Consider the following 16,722-nt stretch of genomic DNA (forward strand, 5'->3'; position numbering starts at 1 on the left):
GTGCTGTGGGAAGTATCTGAATGCTTTGGCAGGGATGCCGGAGGAGGAGGGCGGATACGTCGAGGCGGCGCGATTGTCCCCCCGACGTGCAAAGCGGTCTTATAGCTCGATGCGTGTGCCGAGCACCACGAGGAATTGTCTCAGCCATTCGGGATGCGCCGGCCATGCGGGCGCGGTGACGAAGTTGCCGTCGGTGATCGCCGCGTCGACTGGAATGTCGGCGTAGTCGCCGCCGGCAAGCTTCACTTCGGGCGCGCAGGCCGGATAGGCGGAAATCCGCTTGCCGCGAATGACGTCGGCGGCGGCCAGCAGCTGGGCCGCGTGGCAGATCGCGGCGATCGGCTTACGCTGTTCTGCGAACTGACGCACGATGTCGATCACCTTCTGGTTCAGGCGCAGATATTCCGGCGCACGGCCACCCGCGATCGCCAGTGCATCGTATTGGCCGGGATCGACATCGTCGAAGGTCGCGTTCAACGTGAACTGATGGCCAGGCTTTTCGGTGTAGGTCTGGTCGCCTTCGAAGTCGTGAATCGCCGTCTTGATGCGATCGCCTGCCGACTTGCCGGGGCATACCGCGTCGACCACGTGGCCCACGGCCTGCAATGCCTGAAACGGCACCATTGTTTCGTAATCCTCGGCGAAATCGCCTGTCAGGAACAGAATCTTCTTTGCTGCCATCGTATGCCTCCAGTTGAACTGCGGAACACATCGAACGTTCAGCGAGTCTACTCCAACGTGTTTGACAGTACAGCGACGGGCGGTGCAACGCGCGCCTGCGCGTACGCTTGCCGCACGCGCCGCTTCGCGCGTACTGGCTTTCAGGTGCCCGACGTGCGGGGCAATCCGCGTGAGGGCGTATCATGGGCCCGTTTCCGTATGCAGAAGCCGCTTACCGCGGTTCAAATCCCACAATGACACTCTTCACTCGCCGATCTCTTGTGCGCCGCACTGCTGCTGCCTTGCTCCTGCTGGGCGTGCTGGCTGCGTGCCAGAAAAATAACGCCTCGGCAGGGCAGCTTGCCGGCAAGATGGATGACGCCACGCAGCAAGCCGGCCAGGCGATTAACCAGGCTGCGAGCTATGTCGGTCAGCAGGTCGATACGGCGAAGCAGAATATCGAGTCCGCCTCGGCACCGACTATCACCGTCGATCCGTCGGCTCTTGCCTCGGGTGCGCAGGCCAATCTGCAGGGCGCGGCCAGTTCGGCGAGCGCCGAGCTCAACCAGGCGGCATCGTTGACGGGCGCCGGCCTGCAAAGCGCGGGACGCAAGCTGCAACAGTGGTCGGATCAGACGACGGCGGCCTCGTCGGCCTCCGCTGCATCGAGCGACACCGACAGCAGCGACGCGCAAAAGCAAATGGACAAATGACGCGGAGCGCCGTGGTAATCGGCGCGCTTTATCCGCAAGATCGCGACGGCGGCGTATTGGGCGCAGCGCAAGCGTTCTAACATTCCGTTACGCATGCAAATCCGTTCCCGCGGCAACTAGGGCTACACTTGGCGTCTCCCGTTTTGTCACGGATTGCCATGAAGTCATGCCAACAGTGGTGTGAGTCCGGGGCTGCGCCGTCTACCGGCGGGCAACGGGCATTTCGCACTGCCTCTTATTTTTTCCGTCGTCTGGATTCCGACCCTTTCCCCCGCGGTGCCGTGCGGACAGCGCGCGCGTGGCTGGCCGCGTGGCCGGTCGGCCTGTGGGTCAGCGTGCTGGCGTGCTTTGCGTGTTTCGCGTGGACCCCTGCTGCCGCGCAGGCCGCTGCGGGGCCGGTGATCCCGGCTTTGCAGAGTCTGATCAATAGCGCGACCGCCAATCCGGCTTCGGCGGCATCAGCCGCTGAAGCCGCATCTGCACCGTCGCCTGCGAGCCAGGCCGAACTGGCCCATTCGCTCGACAGCGTGATCTCGACGCTCGACAGCGATCGTCAGCGCACCGCACTCGTCACCCAGTTGAAGAAGTTGCGCGACGTCACTCGCAATGTCGCGCCGGCCGCGCCCGCTCAACCGAGTCCGGGTTTGCTGGGTGCAATCGCCTCGGGGATCGCTTCGTTCGAATCCGGCGTGCATCAGGGCCGTACGCCATTGCGCTATTGGGCCGGGCGCTTCAACGCGGCCGGTAACGAGCTCTACACAATCGTCTCGAGCCAGGGGCCGCAGAGTTTCGGCAAGATCCTGCTGGACATGGTGGCGATGCTGGCGGGATGGGGTGCCTGCGCCTGGGTCCTGATCTATCTGCAGCGCCGCTTGCATACGCGTTATGGCGTGGATGCCACGCTCAAGCCGAATCCGTCCGCGGGCGAACTGCTGGTTTTCGCACTGCGGCGGGTTGGTCCGTGGATCGTGGCCTTCCTGGCCGCGCTCGTGTTTGCGCGCGCCATGCCCGACGCACTTGGCCGCACGCTGGGGATGGTGGTGGCCTACGGCATCGTCGCAGGTGCGATATTTTCTGCGATCTGCCTCATCATGTTTTCGCTGTTCGGCTCGGGCCACCGGCGTGTCGCCGTGCGCGTGCTGATCGAGCATGCGCGCCGTCTGCTGTTTGTGATCGGGGTGTGCGGCGCACTGGGCGATGCCGCGGTGAACTACGACGTGTCCCATCAGCTCGGATCGAATCTGTCCGAGCTGGTATCGACCGTGGCGAACATGACGGCCGCCGTGCTGACCGGGTATTTCGCGCTGGCGTTTCGCCGGCCGGTGGCGCACCTGATCCGCAATCGGGCTTACGAGCCGCGGCACGACCACAAGGCCGCGACCGATGCGTTCGACGTGCTCGCCTCGCTCTGGCATGTGCCTGTGCTGGTGCTGGCAAGTGCGTCGGTGGTTGCGACGATCGGTGGTTCGGGTTCGAACGAGAACGTACTGCAGATCTCGGTGGTGACGGCGCTGTTTCTGGTGCTGGCGTTCTTCATGTCCGCCATCGTGTTGCGCGCAACGCGGCCGCGCAATATTCGCAGGCATCGCCGCTCGCCTTATCTGAGGAGACTGCTGCGCTTCGCGGGCACGCTGGTGACGCTGTTCATCTGGCTGGCGTTTCTGGAACTTGCAGCGCGGCTGTGGGGCGTGTCGCTCGCCAGTGTGATCGAGGAAAACGTCGCGGCGCGCGGTATCGCGCACGCCGTCATGGCGATTTTCGCCACGCTGTTTATTGCGTGGCTGCTGTGGATTCTGATCGATACGGCGATTACCGAAGCGCTCAATCCGAGCGGTCCGCGCAACAAATCGCGCAACGCGAGCACGCGTGCCCGCACCATGCTGCCGCTGGTGCGCAATGCGCTGTTCGTGACCATCGTCACGATCGCCGGCATTGTCACCGCAGCGAATCTCGGCATCAACGTGACGCCGCTGCTCGCCGGCGCGGGCGTGATCGGTCTGGCAATCGGCTTCGGCGCGCAGTCGCTCGTGACCGACCTGATCACGGGTCTCTTCATCATCATCGAGGACACCATCTCGGTGGGCGACTGGATCGATGTCGACGGTGGCCATGCGGGTACGGTCGAGCATCTGTCGATTCGCACCGTGCGGTTGCGCGACGGGCAGGGCGCAATTCATGCCATTCCGTTCTCGCAGATCAAGATCGTGAAGAACCTCTCACGCGATTTTGCCTACGCGGTGTTCGAAGTGCGGATGGGTTTTTCGGCCGACGTCGATCAGGTCACCCAACTGATTCGCGAAGTGGGTGCCGACCTGATGTCCGATTTTCGTTACCGGCGTGAGATGCTCGGCCCGATCGAGGTGTGGGGGCTCGACCGGTTCGACCCGAACTGGATGGTCGTGAAAGGGCAGATCAAGACGCGACCGCTGCAGCAATGGAGTGTGGCACGCGCTTTTAACCTGCGGCTGAAGCGCAAGATGGATGAAGCCGGTATCGAGATTCCAGTGCCGCAGATGCGGATTTTCACGTCGTCGAAGGATAGCGAAGGGCAACCGCTGCCGGAGGATGAAGCACCCGTGCATGTTCAAACCACGGAGCATGCTCATGCGGTGCACGGCGGGCAGGGCGGACGTCCAGCGGAGTTGGCGGTGGCAGGGTCGCGGGACGTCTCGCACGAACCGCGGCCGGCGCCGCCGTCAACCGGCACTGCGCCGGTTGCGCCGCAGATTCCCACCGCGGGTGATGTTGGGAAAAGTTAGACGTGCGTTTGGCGTCTTAGGGAGGGCGGAGTGCTCTGAGGGGCTTAGGGCCGTCTCAGGCGACCGCGGGTTCCACCACGGGCAGTGCGCGATCGCCGACCTCGAGCAGGTCGTTCACGTGGGTGCCGATCTGGGATCCTTCGACCCCGTAGATATGCAGCGAGACGGCGGGGGCGTCGCTTGCATTGCCCAGCCGATGGATGCCACTGTATCTGGCCCGCACAAACGACACGGCACCGCTCGCGCGCGGATGTGAGCGGGTTTCGCTGGCTCGCTGCTGTGACTCGTTCCACTCGTACACCGTCTCCGACAAGGCGCCGTCCAGCACGGCATAACCGCACCACGTCCGATGGGCATGAACGGGGCTTGCCTGCCCGGGCATCCAGACCAGTGCGGCGATGGCATAACGGCCGTGCGGATCCGCCGCCAGCAGATGACGGCGGTACGACTCGGCAGATCCCTCACGCTGAGCTGGCGCGAGCAGCGCCGGGTCTGCCGCGGCCTCGGCGAGCGCCGTGCGGATGCTGAGTGCAAACGCCGCGCGTTGCGACGGGTCGGCAGCATCGGCGGATTGCGCGAAGGCGGCGTCGAGCGCGTTGCACAGGCGTTCCAGCGTTCGCGGGGAGTGGTCGACGGGCGACAGGTAGGTCTCGTGGCTCATAAAGGGCTCTTCAGGCGCTTGAATTCGGTTATCGGATCGGGATATTTATACCGGTTTGCGCGGAGAAAGAGTTTTCATATAATTCCCCTTGAAGTCGAAAAAGTAGAATAATTTTCTAGATGGGGGTGTGTATGGGAATGGATATCATCGATCGTAAGCTGCTCGAGTTGCTCCAGGTCGACGCGACCATGCCGATCGCCGAACTGGCGCAGCGCGTGAACCTGTCGCAGACGCCGTGCTGGAAGCGGCTTCAGCGGCTCAAGGAAGCGGGTGTGATCCGTGCCCAGGTCGCGCTATGCGACGCGCGCAAGCTTGGGGTGGGCACGACGGTGTTCGTCGCGGTGCGGACCAACCAGCACACGGAAGAATGGGCCGCCACATTTACGCGCGCCGTGCAGGCGATTCCCGAGGTGGTCGAGGTGTACCGGATGAGTGGCGAGACCGACTATCTGCTGCGGGTGGTGGTGTCGGATATCGACGATTACGACCGGGTTTACAAGCTGTTGATTGGCGCTGTGCCGTTGTATGACGTGAGCTCGAGCTTTGCGATGGAGCAGATCAAGTATTCGACGGCGCTGCCGGTGAGGTATACGGGGTAGCGGCCGGTTTATGGTCACGCTATGTCCACGGCGTTGCCGCACCGGTCCAGCCGGTTCTTTAGTTGATACGCATGAGGGCAAGTGCCGGGTCAATCTCCTTGTCCGTCAGACCGTATTTCGCCATACGGGTCCGATGATCGGCGGAGCCCAAGTATGAGCGAAGTTGTTCGTTGACTGCGTCGCGCAGCCGATCATTGCCCTTGTTGAAGGAAAACGCGCCGACCGGAGAGCGTTGTCCGTCGCCATCAGCAGGGACGTGTGCCACGGCATCGAATTCCCCGCCGCCAATGCGGGCCGACAAAATGCGGTTCCCTAACGCGGTACTCGCGTACGCATCGATTGCACCCGAGCGCAGCGCCTCGATCGCCTCAGGCTGCTCGTCGAAGATAACGAATTGATCTTCTCGCACGCCGGACGCTCTCGCCGACTCGTGTTGCACCTGTCCGGCGATGATCCCAAGGCGCGCATCATCCGTTGCCGCCACAGAGGCATAGCTATCGAGGGATTTCGGATTGGCCGCCCGGACCAGAAATCCGTCGCCGATGCCCCAGACCGGCAAGCTGAATGCGACGTGCGCGGCACGCTCAGGTGTAACGAAGAGCGGGACATTCATATCCCAGCGACCCGCCTCGACGCCGGGTAGCAGTTCGTTGAAGGTCGTCAGGTGGTAGTCGATATGCGTGACACCGATCGCCGTGAGAACCGCTTCCGCGAGTTCAATGTCCGCGCCGGTCGCAGTTTGCGCCGAATCGGTCCAGCCGAACGGAGGTTCTTCTATGTACGCGATCGTGACGTTCATTGTGTTCTCGCAGAAGGAAGCAGATGGGTCGAAGTCGAGCGACCGATAATTCTACTTCCTTTGCGAAACAGATGATTTTGTTTGGTTACCTAACTGATAAAGGTCGCTTGCGCTCAGGTTATCGATTCGACGTTCGGCCCAATGAAGCACGAAATAGGTCGCTTCATTCTCGTTCTGAAACAGTACATGGCGAGGCGCGTAACTGATCGAGGACGGGTTTCTGACGTCTCCCCGATCAATGGAAACCGCCGCCAGATAACCGCCGAACTTTCCTCGAGTGATTGCGCAATAAATCACGTAGCCGCGGTAGTAACACTTTGTCGTGGCCTGGTACATGGAGGGACTCTGAATGTCGTGTGTGACAACGTAGCACAGCGAATGAATTCACACACCTGACGGTTTGATCATCTAACTTTCCCGAGGTTACACGTCGGCAACAAGCCAATAACGCTCGAACGGAGAACACCGTGGTGGCGGGTCAGGGCAGTCCCGCGCCGTTCGCAACAGGCAACTCGGACTGCACGTTGTCGTCATCGTTTCGAGCGGCGACGCGGCTCCCGTTTACAAGCGCGCCAACACCGTTCGGTGCGTCCGATGCATCGCATATCTGGACAAGCACGCCGACGTCGAGTTTGGTGAAATCCGGAGCTGAGTCAGTGGGAAAAGCGCGTGCGTCTCGGGACGCATCATCTGTGCGGAAAACGGACGACTGGGTTCGACCGTTTGGCGTGATCAGCAGGCGAAAGACGGCAAGCGGCTGAGAGTCGGGCACGTTCCGCCAGCGATGAATCAGCGCGGGCCAGCGCGGGCGAATAGGGTAGCGTGCACGCCGCGGTCGCTGGCGCAGGATGGCCGAAGATGCGGCCGCGCCGGGAGACAGATAATGTTTCAACGGGTACCTCTTCTCAATCACCTTGAAAAGGCGACTCTCTCCGCGCTGTGGCGGTTCTCGAGCACGTCGTCAATCAAGTCTTCTGCCCACCTGAGCATGTAGTAGATCGCCTGACGGTTTTCCAGAAACAGGACGTTGTAGGGTGAGTGCTCGACAATGAGCGGGGAGTCGCAGTGAAAGCGACCGATCTCCGTGATCGCGCGAAAGGCGCCCGAGTCTTTTCGAACGGCGGCGCAGCACACGACATATCCACGATAGGAGTAGAAGAAGTTGGTCCTGTCCACATGTCCTCCGTTTCGATCAGCCGACTCGCACAAGCGAATCGATTTAACTCAACTGCTAAGGCCCGGCGGTCCAAACGATCTATGGGTCGAATGAAGCCGGTTACGTATGAATAAAGAAGCTGTTTAAATGGCCTGCACACGAATAGAAGTGCGATTTACGATTCGGAGTGCTTTTTATAATTTTTTAATCAGCCATTTTTGCCAAAGTTAGCACGACATCGTTCGAGAGGTTCCTGATAAATCTGTCAGGAAATGACTACGCCAGTGCTACAGTCTTCGCGGCTTTGTGCCGTTACAAAAAAAGAGGCCCGCTGGGAGCGGGCCTTAACACATATGTTGAGAAAAACCGCGCCGCTACGAGGGAGTGAAGCAGCGCAATAGCATTCTACCGAGCGACAGAAGCGATAGCGGTTCTGGTAATCCGCCGTAAGTAAAGTCGCGAAATTCTGCGCGCGGCGGGAAGTGAAGTTTTAGTTAGCTAACCTTGGAAAAAAGATGTCGAAGAGGACGACATATGGGATACGCCATTGATCTGGATCGTTATAGTTGTCCGCCGCCACGCACAATACAAAATCAAGCGCGGGAAACAAAAGGGATGCATCGCTCGTCCAGGCAAACCGATGGTTTCGTAAGACACGCCGGGCGAGTTACTTCCTGCCTTTTTTCGGAATCAGAAGGTGTGCCAGTTCCTGCAGGAACCGGACAGGCCCCTCTGCGTGCAGCGCCTGTCCGCTGCTGAGTGCGCCGTCAATGATCGTGCCCAGCCGTAAAGCGAAAGTCTCCGGCTCGTCGACGCGTAAGGCGTGCGCCAGTTCCCCGAGCCGCCGGCGCAATTCTCGCTTGTGCGCCACCGCGACCTTGCGCGCCGGATGGTTCTCGTCGGCATATTCCGCGGCAATGTTGATCTGCGGGCAGCCGCGATAGCCCGGACGCGCAATGCGTTCGCCGATCCATTGGAGCTGTGCGTCCAGTTCCTCGCGCGGCGCCCCTTTGTGCTGCGCCGCAACCGCGTCCCAATGCTGCCAGAAGTCTTCGTCCTCAAGCAGAAGAAAGGCCTCGATCAGGTCGTCCTTCGTTCCGAAGTGACGATACAGGCTCGTCTTGGCGACGCCGGCACGCTCCACGATAAGGTCGACGCCCACTGCGCGCGTCCCCTCGCGATAGAAAAGCTCGCTGGCGGTTCGCAGAATGCGCTCGCGCGTGTCAGGTGCGAGCGTGCGCGCTTGTTCTCGCTTGTTCATTCGGGCTCAACCTCGAAGAGTTTCTTTGCTGCAACATGGTTTGATCATAGCACCCGGTAGTGGCTGGCGCTACAGATCTGTATTGACGACGCTACTGATCTGTATTATAAAACAGACAGGTCTGTATCGTTGTCAAATCTGACGAGGAGTGAAGTCCATCATGAATAATCGAATGACTGTTGCGGTTTACGGGGCCACAGGCCACACGGGGAGCTTTGTTGTTGCGGAATTGATGCGGCGTGGCTTTGGCGTGGTGCGGATAGGGCGTAACGCGGCGCGCTTGACGCAAAGCAGCGTGCGGGACTCGACTCCATTCCGAGTGGCAGCAGTCGATGACCCTGAACAGCTCGACTCGGCGCTTCGCGGCACGGACGCCGTTATCAACTGCGCGGGCCCTTTTCTCGATACGGCGTTCCCGGTCGTCGATGCTGCGTTGCGCGCCGGGATCCCTTATCTCGACGTGACGGCGGAACAGGCCGCGCTCCAGGCGTTGGTCGAGCATCGCGACACGCAGGCACGCGCTGCTGGCGTGACGCTTATCCCTGCAGCGGCGTTTTACGGCGGGCTCGCCGATCTGCTCGTTACGGCAACCGCAGACAAAGACAAGCGGCTCGACAGGGTGGATATCGCCATCGGTCTGGACAGTTGGCATCCGACGCCTGGAACGCGCCTCACGGGCGCACGCAATCGCGCGACACGGCTTATCCAGGGGCAGGGAACACTGGCGCCTGTGCCGCAGCCTGTACCCGAAGGCGTGTGGTCATTTCCATCGCCGTTCGGCAACATGGAGGTCACGATGCTTCCCTTTACGGAGGTGCTCACGGTCTCGCGTCATCTGGATGTTGACACCGTCGAGTCCTGGCTCGCTGTTTCGGCCCTGCGTGACATTCGCGATCCGAATACACCCGCACCTCGCGCGCATGATGAGCAGGGGCGGTCGGCTCAACAATTCGTTGTGGACATCTTGATCGCGCAGGGTGGAGTGACGCGCCGCGTCACCGCGACGGGGCGTGACATCTATGCGGTGAGCGCACCGATTGTCGTCGAGGCGACTGAGCGTTTGCTGAGCGGCAAGGGCGTGTTGCGGGGCGGCGTCGCAAGCCTTGGAGAACTGTTCGATGCGAGGGATTTTCTTGCGGCGCTCGACACGGTGACGGTGTCCCATGAAGCGGTGCCGAGCCCGATATTCGAGAGGGGAACGGGTGTGCGCGAACGGCAATGACAGGGGCCACATTCGCTATCGGGCCGGCGCGCAGAAACTGCGACTCATCTAGGGAAGGGTGTATTGCGCAAGCCCCGTGCGAGCCGGGTGGGCGTAGAATGCCAGGCTTCCTGGTCATTCATTACACGAGAGTCGAGCTGCCTCATGAACGAACCGCGCAAGAAGAACCCGACCTTTGGCATCGCCGTGTTTATCGTGATCGCAGTCCTGGTTGTGATTGCCACACTGTTGTACAACGCGATCAGTGGAAAGCGCGAATTCGACCGTGAAAACGCCGTGGCGCCCAGCGTCGCCTCGGCCGCAGCGGCGGCTGCCGGTGCGAGCGGCGCATCGCAGTGAAGCGCTGCGCGGCACCGCCGCGCTTTCGTTGGCGCCTGCGTTTCGGTTTCGCTGTGTGAGAGCACGACCGGCGTGTCACCTTGGTCGCTGGCGGATGCGGCCTATCGACCTATGCGTCCGGCAGACGAATCACGCTGGCATCCCTACGGATCAGATTCGCGGCCGTGAGCATCTGCTTGCATTGATGCGACAGCAGTTTCAGCTCATGCACGGCCTCCGCCGGATAGTCTGCCGATTTCTCAGCCTCGATCACCATCTCATCGAGATCGCGCGCAAGCTGTTTGGTCAAGTCGGCCTGATTCGCGGGCGGTGCGGTGCCTGCCTCGGCTTCCGTAAGATTGTCCCGGACGACACTCAGTACGCGTTGTAGCGGCTGCAGGGAGACGCTTTCCGGCTGCTGCGCCGAGGTGCGCAACAACGGCGCCGCTGCTGTGATCTGCGAGGCCAGCACGTGACTGCGCACTAGCAGGTCATTCAGTTCAGGGACGAACTTTTGCGCTGTCTTGGGCTCGAGCATCATGCGCTGGAACGCCTGTCCCAGATTGGCGAACGCGACGTGCACGTTCTTGCGGGCGAGACGGTAGCGGTAGTCGCGTTCGAGCGCGACGGCTGCGGCTGAAGCGGCGGACGTGGCGGCTGGAGCCGCGGCAGCCGCCGCAGCCGCAGTGCTGGTTGCGCCGTTGCCGTTCGCCCCAACCGCAGCAAGCTGCGCTGCGCCAAAGTTGGCGCCGCCGAATCCCGCTGCACCAAAGCTGGCGGCCACAGGACTCGCCGACGGGTCGGCCATCGCCGCAGCGGGCGCCCGCGCACCGGCTTCCGTCACCACCTCGGTGGCGACGGTCGTGGGCTTGCCGCTCCACCACCAGCTCGCTTCGAGATACTGCCGGGTGGCGGCAATCATGCTGTTGACGAGCTTGCCCATCAGCCGGTATTCCCAGTAGGGGAACAGATGACTGGCGGCAATCGCGATGGCACAGCCGATCACGGTATCGATAGCCCGTTCGCCGATGATCCGCATGCTGCCCGGCGCGAGCAGGTGGAACATCAGCAGCACATACGCCGAGGTGAACACGACGCTCGCGGCGTAGTTGAACAGCAGGAGGCTGTAGCTCATCACCATCGAGGCGAACATCACGACGAGCAGAATGTGCGGACTCTTGACGAACACCATCAGCGCGATACTCGCCGCACAGCCGATCAGCGTACCGATAATCCGCTGTCCGTTGCGCTGCTTGGTCAGCGAATAGCCTGGCTTCAGGATGATGACGGTGGTCATCACGATCCAGTACGCATTGGTGAGCGGCAACAGCCGCCCGAGCCAGAAACCGATAGCCACCGCAATCGTCACGCGCAGCGCGTGACGAAAGCTCGGCGAAGCCATGGTCAGGTTCGAGAAGATCTGCCCGAACGGCACGCGCCGGCTCGATACGAAGCGCGACAACGCCTGGTCCAGACGCAGTTCGGTTTCCGTGGTGCGCGCCTCGCTGGAGAGGCTCTGGCGCATCTTGTCGATCAGCCGTGTCGCGCTCCACAGACGCCTGAACGTAGCCGAGACCGCCGAATAGGCCTCGGGATTTTTGGCCGGCATATCGTGCTTGCGCATCAGTTCGATCTCGAACTCGATGGCGCGCAATTCGGCCTTCACGTTGATGCGGCTGCGCGGCGGGTGATTCTGCAGGACGGCAAGGCCGATTTCTTCCAGGTCGGAGGCGGCCTTGCGGATCAGGTCGCGATAGAAGGTGAGCATGTCCGAGCCGCCGAACGTGTTGCGCACCATGGGGTAGTCGGTATGCGCGCCCACGAACAACTCGTGCAGATCCACCGTATTGATGAACAGGTTGAAGAGCATGGCGCGGCGCGGTTCGAGCTTGCCGCTCTTGAGCTTGGGCAGGTTGCGCAACACGATATCGCGGGCCGCGTCCTGACGTTCGACCGCGGCGATTTGCCGGGCGACCAGATTGCGGTAGCAGTCGTCGAGGTCGTTCTCGAGGTCGTAGAAGTCGGAGCGCGCGAGCAGGTAGTCCGCGCAGGCGAACACGCTTTCGGCGAGCGCCTGTTGTTCGATACGATGCAGTTGCCAGCGGCTTACGAACGTGGACCAGTAGGTGTACCACAGGCCGCCCGCCAGAATCCACGCCGCATTGACGAGCGCCTGTAGCGGCGTAAAGTGCTCTTCAAGCGTCATGATCATCATGAAGAGTGTGGCGAAGCTGATCTGCGGCCAGCGGTTGCCGTACACGACGATCAGCGACAGCACGAAGGTCAGCGGCACCACGGTGCACCACAGCGCCACCGGGTTGACGGTGGCGATGCCGGTAGCGAGCGCGGACAGAAAGCCGATCACGCTGCACGCCAGCATTTCATTGTGCTTGTACTTGAGCGGGCCCGGCATATCGACCACGCACGCGCCGAGCGCGCCGGTCGCGATCGTGAAGCCTAGCTCCTGGTTATGAAACAGAAGCAGGCACACGATGGCCGGTAACGACACGCCGACCGCGATCCGCAGGCCGCCATAAAAGTACTGGCTATATAGGAATTTTTTGATCTCAACCGAATAGCGCATCGACTGCCTGGAGTTTGCGTACCACGACAAAAATGAGGCTGCAGGGAAGCCCTAAACCGATGATGAGTCTAACTGATTTTAGGGCTCAACTGACCTCGTCCGTTCGGCCAGGTTTCGTCGCGTGGATGCGTTTGTTATGCTGTCTCTCAAGGTTCGGGGCTAGCCCGCCCCATGCTGCTTAGCCGGGCATGCTGTTCGCCTGCACGTCGCCGCCGGCGCGGTCGCGCAATTTCTTGCGATACCACAGCGTCCAGGCCAGCAGGCCGCCATAGATGCCGTAGCCGATGAACGGTGAGACTACCAGGAAGCGTTCGATCGGCCAGGTCCAGGCCATCCACGAACGTATTGCCGTTTCGCCGGTGAGGCCCACGCCCCATACGGCGGTCATCATGCGCATCGAGGAGGCGAAAGCGGGGCGCTCGTTCCATAGCGCGTCGATGCGTGCGCCGCCGCCAGCCACTTCGCGCGCCACAGTGGCACGTGCGAGGTAGAAGATCAGCGGCCGGGGCATCGGCAGCGAGAGCAGGAAAGCCACGCCGACTGCGCCGGACACCAGCGACTCGCGCAACAGCAGCATGCGCGGGCTGCCGCCCAGCGCCATCGCGCCGATCGACAGCACAATGCCGAGCAGCACGATCACGCTGAGGGCGTCGACGCGCCGAAAGCGAGCCAGTTCGACGAGGCTCCAGACCACCGGCGGCACAGCCGAAGCGATCAGGCCGCCGGTCTCGCCCCAATGGGGCGCCGCGAGCCGGTACGCGAGCCATGGCAGCAGCAGGTTGACCGCCAGTTCGAGCAGGAAAGCGGGGCGCAGTTTCATTCTGATTTACGTTGTAAGCGATGGGTGCGAGTATCGGCGAGGCAGGGGCAGGCGGCAACCGTTTTTCTGCATTGGGCCGGCTTGCCTATGGCGGGGCCCAGGTGGAATCGGCTCCCTATGCGCAAGCTCTTTTGTTTGTTTTGATGTGCGTGTTTTGATGCGCAAGACGCCCTCAGGGCGCATGTGTACACTTGCGTGTTCGTTGCTCCATACCATGCCATGACATCTCGCTATCCGATCCCGCCCAATGAAATCGAACTGACCGCTGTGCGCGCGCAAGGGGCCGGTGGGCAAAACGTCAACAAGGTGTCGAGCGCGATACATCTGCGCTTCGATGTGCGCGCGTCGTCGTTGCCCGACGTCCTGAAGATGCGGCTCCTTGCGCTGTCGGATCGCCGGCTGACGCGTGACGGTGTCGTCATCATCAAGGCCCAGGAGTATCGCACCCAGGAGATGAATCGTGCGTCGGCACTGGCGCGGCTCGACGAACTGATTCAGAGCGTCAGCGTCACCCGCACCCCACGTGTCGCAACGCGGCCCACGCGGGCGTCGAACCGGCGCCGGCTCGAAACCAAGGCGCATCGCAGCGAGATCAAGTCCGGCCGCGGCGGGCGCATCGACGATTGAACCGGACTGAACCTCAACGCTTGCGCGTGACGGGCGCGTTGCGGGCCGTAGGAATGAAATCGACGCACAGGATTGTTGTCTCGCCGTTGCGCTCGAGTGTGACGGCTGCGGTGTAGCAGTCTTCGCCGTCGATCAGCGAGTAGTGCGGGCCCATCATGGCAACCCGGCCAGGTGCGGCTAGCGCATGCTTGAAGTAGGCCCGGCGCGACCAGTTGCTGCGCGTCGTCGCCAATAGCGGCGCGAGCCGCTCGGGCGGCGCAGGTACCGATGGCGCACAGATCGACGGAGAGGTTTGCTCGCCTTGTGCATCCGTGACGAACACCCGGCGCGCCTCCGGAATCGAAAAGACGAACTGGGCAGCCTGCGCCAGATCGCCGTTCGCCGCGAAGCTGCCCGCTGCCGCCAGGACGGCTTCTGCGAATCCTTCGAAGCCAAGTCGCTGGTGACGCGCGTACTTGCGTTCGTAGTCGGCGAACTTGCGCCACATCGAGTCGATCAGCGCGGGCACGCGCTCGCAGGCAGCCTGTACCGAGCCCTTCGGCTGGCCCAGCCAGAACCCCTGGACGAAGTCCACGTCGGCCTGCATCAGGATCATCAGCTCATCGTCGGTCTCGACGCCTTCGGCCAGCACCAGCGTCCCCGATTGGTGCAGCATGGCGATCAGGTGGCCGATCAGAGATTCCTCGCCCTGGCGTTTGCCTGCGCGGGCCACCAACGAACGGTCGAGCTTGACGATGTCGGGGCGGAAGCGCCACACCCGGTCGAAGTTCGAAAAGCCGGTGCCGAAGTCGTCGATGGCGATCAGGAAGTCGCGTGGTTGAGAGGCGCTCAGCATGCTGGCCACCGCCGATTCATCGTCGGCCGGCTGCTCGAGCACTTCGATGACGATGCGTTCCTGAGGCAGTCCGAAGTGTGCAGACAGTTCGTCGATAAAAGCGCGTTGCGGCCAGCCGGTTTCGAACACTTGCGGCCGCGTGTTGAGGAACAGCCAGCCCACCGGGACGTTCTGCTCCATGAAGTTGGCCACATGCAGGCAACGGCAGATACGGTCAAGCTCGCGTGCTTCGCTCGCCGAGCGTGTGCCCGAAAACAGCACATCGGGCGTGACGGGCAGCCCGACGGGATCGAAGGCCCGCAACAGCGCTTCATAACCGACGATGCGTTGATGGGTGATCGAGAGTACGGGCTGAAACACGCTATGCAGCGTCAGTGCCCGCCATGTGGCGGTCCAGCCGCTCTCGTCGCGCACCAGATGGGGCAGAAGTCCGGTCAGCGTCAGTTCTTCGACGGTGGGCATGGTGGCGTGGTCTCAGGCGTGCGATGCGGCACAACGAAGTCCTGCGCCGCACCGGAACTGGGCCGTGGCGTTGGCAGGGCGAAGACGCTGCCCGAAGAGACGGAGCTCGATTCCAGCCACGCTGGCCTCCGACTAATAGGTCGAAAAACAGTCTAGCAGTTCGAACTTCGCGTGAATGTACGGGTTATCACACACGCGCAAAGCCGTCTGCGTATGGGAATAACGGTAGCACGGGGGTGTGGAGGCTGCCCGCCAAAGTCGAGGTCGGGTCTCTCTCCGACGCCGGATTTTTGGGCCTTTGTGCAGATGTTTGCGGCGGCAACGCGATGCACGCAAGCATGCCCGCATGCCGTTCACGAGGCGGCAGATGTCCTGCTCTTTTGCTAAACGGAACTCAGCACGGCGGAAGGCGCGGAGATGGCAATTCAGTCGGGGAAACCGGGCGGCGAAAAAACGTTTCGCCCGTTTCGCCCGCCGTCTGTCTGCAATGCTTAGTGCGTCGACTGGGGTACGTCGAGAATCAGGATGATGGTCCAGTCCGCGTCGCCATCGTGGTGATACTGGCGTTCCGCGACAATAAACGGTTGTTGTTTGCCATCGGGGCCGAGGAACAGCACGTCGCCCTCCATCGGCAAACATTCAACCGGTGGCAGCGCAAGGTACGCTTCCTGACCGCCGCGCGGCATCAGTTTTTCGATCTTGCGGGATGCCGCTTCGGTCCATTCGATGTCAAGCTGGATGTTGCTCATTCTGTCCTCCGCACCAGGGTGCGCACGGGTTGGGGGTGGTTCTTCGGTGCGCGACTTTAGCATACCGCCTGTGCGCGGCAGACAACAAAAAGCCGAAGCTGGCATGACCGGCTTCGGCTTTTCGACCTTCGCGGAGCGGCTGCGCAGGGCAGCCAACGGTCAGGTGCGGGCCACGTGCAATTATTGGCTGGCCGCGTCAGGCTTTGCCGCTTTCATATGATGCGGCGCCTTCTTGTGTTCCATCTTGTGATGCATGGCCGGCATGGAAGAATGCTGGCTTTCCGCAGCTTGTTGCTGGGCTTGCAAATCTTGGGCACGTTGTTCGACGTCGGCGGCCTTGGCCGGATCGGTACTCATCATGACGCCGTTGTCGGTCTGTGCATACGCTGCGCCCGTCAGGGCCGAGAGGGAAACCAGGATCGCCAGGGACACTTTCTTCATCGTTACCTCCGTAGAGTGGTTGTGGCTAGGTACTGCCTGTCCGATCAGGAAGGACA

16 protein-coding genes are annotated in these 16,722 nt (G+C 61.8%); 6 read left to right on the top strand and 10 right to left on the bottom strand.

What is annotated here, in order from left to right; all coding sequences use genetic code 11:
* Positions 1–99: 99 nt before the first annotated feature.
* A complete protein-coding gene (locus tag P3T20_RS18790) occupies positions 100–681 on the bottom strand; it encodes a DJ-1/PfpI family protein (RefSeq protein ID WP_429287526.1) in 582 nt (193 codons plus the stop codon).
* 233 nt (positions 682–914) lie between these two features.
* On the opposite strand from P3T20_RS18790, the gene P3T20_RS18795 reads away from it, so the two are divergent.
* Together P3T20_RS18795 and P3T20_RS18800 are read left to right on the top strand one after the other, a co-directional pair.
* On the top strand, positions 915–1,373 hold the full coding sequence (locus P3T20_RS18795) for a hypothetical protein (protein WP_429287527.1): 459 nt from the start codon (positions 915–917) through the stop codon (positions 1,371–1,373).
* 158 nt (positions 1,374–1,531) lie between these two features.
* Positions 1,532–4,132 (top strand): mechanosensitive ion channel family protein, encoded by a 2,601-nt coding sequence (locus P3T20_RS18800; RefSeq protein WP_429287528.1) that lies wholly within the window; start codon positions 1,532–1,534, stop codon positions 4,130–4,132.
* 55 nt (positions 4,133–4,187) lie between these two features.
* Here the strand turns inward: P3T20_RS18800 and P3T20_RS18805 are convergent, their stop codons facing one another.
* Positions 4,188–4,793: a cysteine dioxygenase gene (locus P3T20_RS18805; RefSeq protein WP_429287529.1), complete on the bottom strand. Its 606-nt coding sequence runs from the start codon at positions 4,791–4,793 to the stop codon at positions 4,188–4,190.
* A gap of 131 nt (positions 4,794–4,924) precedes the next feature.
* Between P3T20_RS18805 and P3T20_RS18810 the strand changes: the two genes are divergently transcribed.
* A complete protein-coding gene (locus P3T20_RS18810) occupies positions 4,925–5,392 on the top strand; it encodes an Lrp/AsnC family transcriptional regulator (RefSeq protein WP_074265007.1) in 468 nt (155 codons plus the stop codon).
* Between the two features lie 58 nt (positions 5,393–5,450).
* On the opposite strand, the gene P3T20_RS18815 is transcribed toward P3T20_RS18810, so the two are convergent.
* From P3T20_RS18815 to P3T20_RS18825, 3 genes are all read right to left on the bottom strand, one after another.
* Positions 5,451–6,191, bottom strand: a complete 741-nt coding sequence (locus tag P3T20_RS18815) for a transporter substrate-binding domain-containing protein (RefSeq protein ID WP_429287530.1) — start codon at positions 6,189–6,191, stop codon at positions 5,451–5,453.
* Between the two features lie 909 nt (positions 6,192–7,100).
* Complete coding sequence (locus tag P3T20_RS18820; RefSeq protein WP_429287531.1) at positions 7,101–7,367, bottom strand: hypothetical protein; 267 nt, start codon at positions 7,365–7,367, stop codon at positions 7,101–7,103.
* Positions 7,368–8,014: 647 nt separating this feature from the next.
* Positions 8,015–8,608 carry a TetR/AcrR family transcriptional regulator gene (locus tag P3T20_RS18825; RefSeq protein ID WP_429287532.1) on the bottom strand — a complete coding sequence of 198 codons (594 nt, stop codon included), beginning with the start codon at positions 8,606–8,608 and terminating at the stop codon, positions 8,015–8,017.
* Positions 8,609–8,768: 160 nt separating this feature from the next.
* Here P3T20_RS18825 and P3T20_RS18830 point away from each other — a divergent pair, with 160 nt between their 5' ends.
* The gene (locus P3T20_RS18830) at positions 8,769–9,830 is read left to right on the top strand and encodes a saccharopine dehydrogenase family protein (RefSeq protein ID WP_429287533.1); all 1,062 of its coding nucleotides are present in this window, start codon (positions 8,769–8,771) and stop codon (positions 9,828–9,830) included.
* 144 nt (positions 9,831–9,974) lie between these two features.
* On the top strand, positions 9,975–10,169 hold the full coding sequence (locus P3T20_RS18835; protein ID WP_074265001.1) for a hypothetical protein: 195 nt from the start codon (positions 9,975–9,977) through the stop codon (positions 10,167–10,169).
* A 109-nt stretch (positions 10,170–10,278) separates the two neighbouring features.
* On the opposite strand, the gene P3T20_RS18840 is transcribed toward P3T20_RS18835, so the two are convergent.
* Together P3T20_RS18840 and P3T20_RS18845 are read right to left on the bottom strand one after the other, a co-directional pair.
* Positions 10,279–12,732 carry an FUSC family protein gene (locus P3T20_RS18840; RefSeq protein ID WP_429287534.1) on the bottom strand — a complete coding sequence of 818 codons (2,454 nt, stop codon included), beginning with the start codon at positions 12,730–12,732 and terminating at the stop codon, positions 10,279–10,281.
* Positions 12,733–12,910: 178 nt separating this feature from the next.
* Positions 12,911–13,552, bottom strand: a complete 642-nt coding sequence (locus P3T20_RS18845; protein ID WP_429287535.1) for a VC0807 family protein — start codon at positions 13,550–13,552, stop codon at positions 12,911–12,913.
* A gap of 219 nt (positions 13,553–13,771) precedes the next feature.
* Here P3T20_RS18845 and arfB point away from each other — a divergent pair, with 219 nt between their 5' ends.
* A complete protein-coding gene (gene arfB, locus P3T20_RS18850) occupies positions 13,772–14,179 on the top strand; it encodes an alternative ribosome rescue aminoacyl-tRNA hydrolase ArfB (protein WP_074264998.1) in 408 nt (135 codons plus the stop codon).
* 13 nt (positions 14,180–14,192) lie between these two features.
* Here the strand turns inward: arfB and P3T20_RS18855 are convergent, their stop codons facing one another.
* The 3 genes from P3T20_RS18855 to P3T20_RS18865 all read right to left on the bottom strand — a co-directional run bounded on the left by P3T20_RS18855 (position 14,193) and on the right by P3T20_RS18865 (position 16,666).
* Positions 14,193–15,476: a sensor domain-containing phosphodiesterase gene (locus tag P3T20_RS18855; protein WP_074264997.1), complete on the bottom strand. Its 1,284-nt coding sequence runs from the start codon at positions 15,474–15,476 to the stop codon at positions 14,193–14,195.
* A 491-nt stretch (positions 15,477–15,967) separates the two neighbouring features.
* Positions 15,968–16,225 (bottom strand): DNA-binding protein, encoded by a 258-nt coding sequence (locus P3T20_RS18860; RefSeq protein WP_074264996.1) that lies wholly within the window; start codon positions 16,223–16,225, stop codon positions 15,968–15,970.
* A gap of 180 nt (positions 16,226–16,405) precedes the next feature.
* Positions 16,406–16,666, bottom strand: a complete 261-nt coding sequence (locus P3T20_RS18865; RefSeq protein ID WP_429287536.1) for a hypothetical protein — start codon at positions 16,664–16,666, stop codon at positions 16,406–16,408.
* Positions 16,667–16,722: the final 56 nt, after the last annotated feature.

The sequence above is a fragment of the Paraburkholderia sp. GAS206C genome, assembly GCF_050435645.1.
Taxonomy (GTDB): Bacteria; Pseudomonadota; Gammaproteobacteria; order Burkholderiales; family Burkholderiaceae; genus Paraburkholderia; species Paraburkholderia phenazinium_B.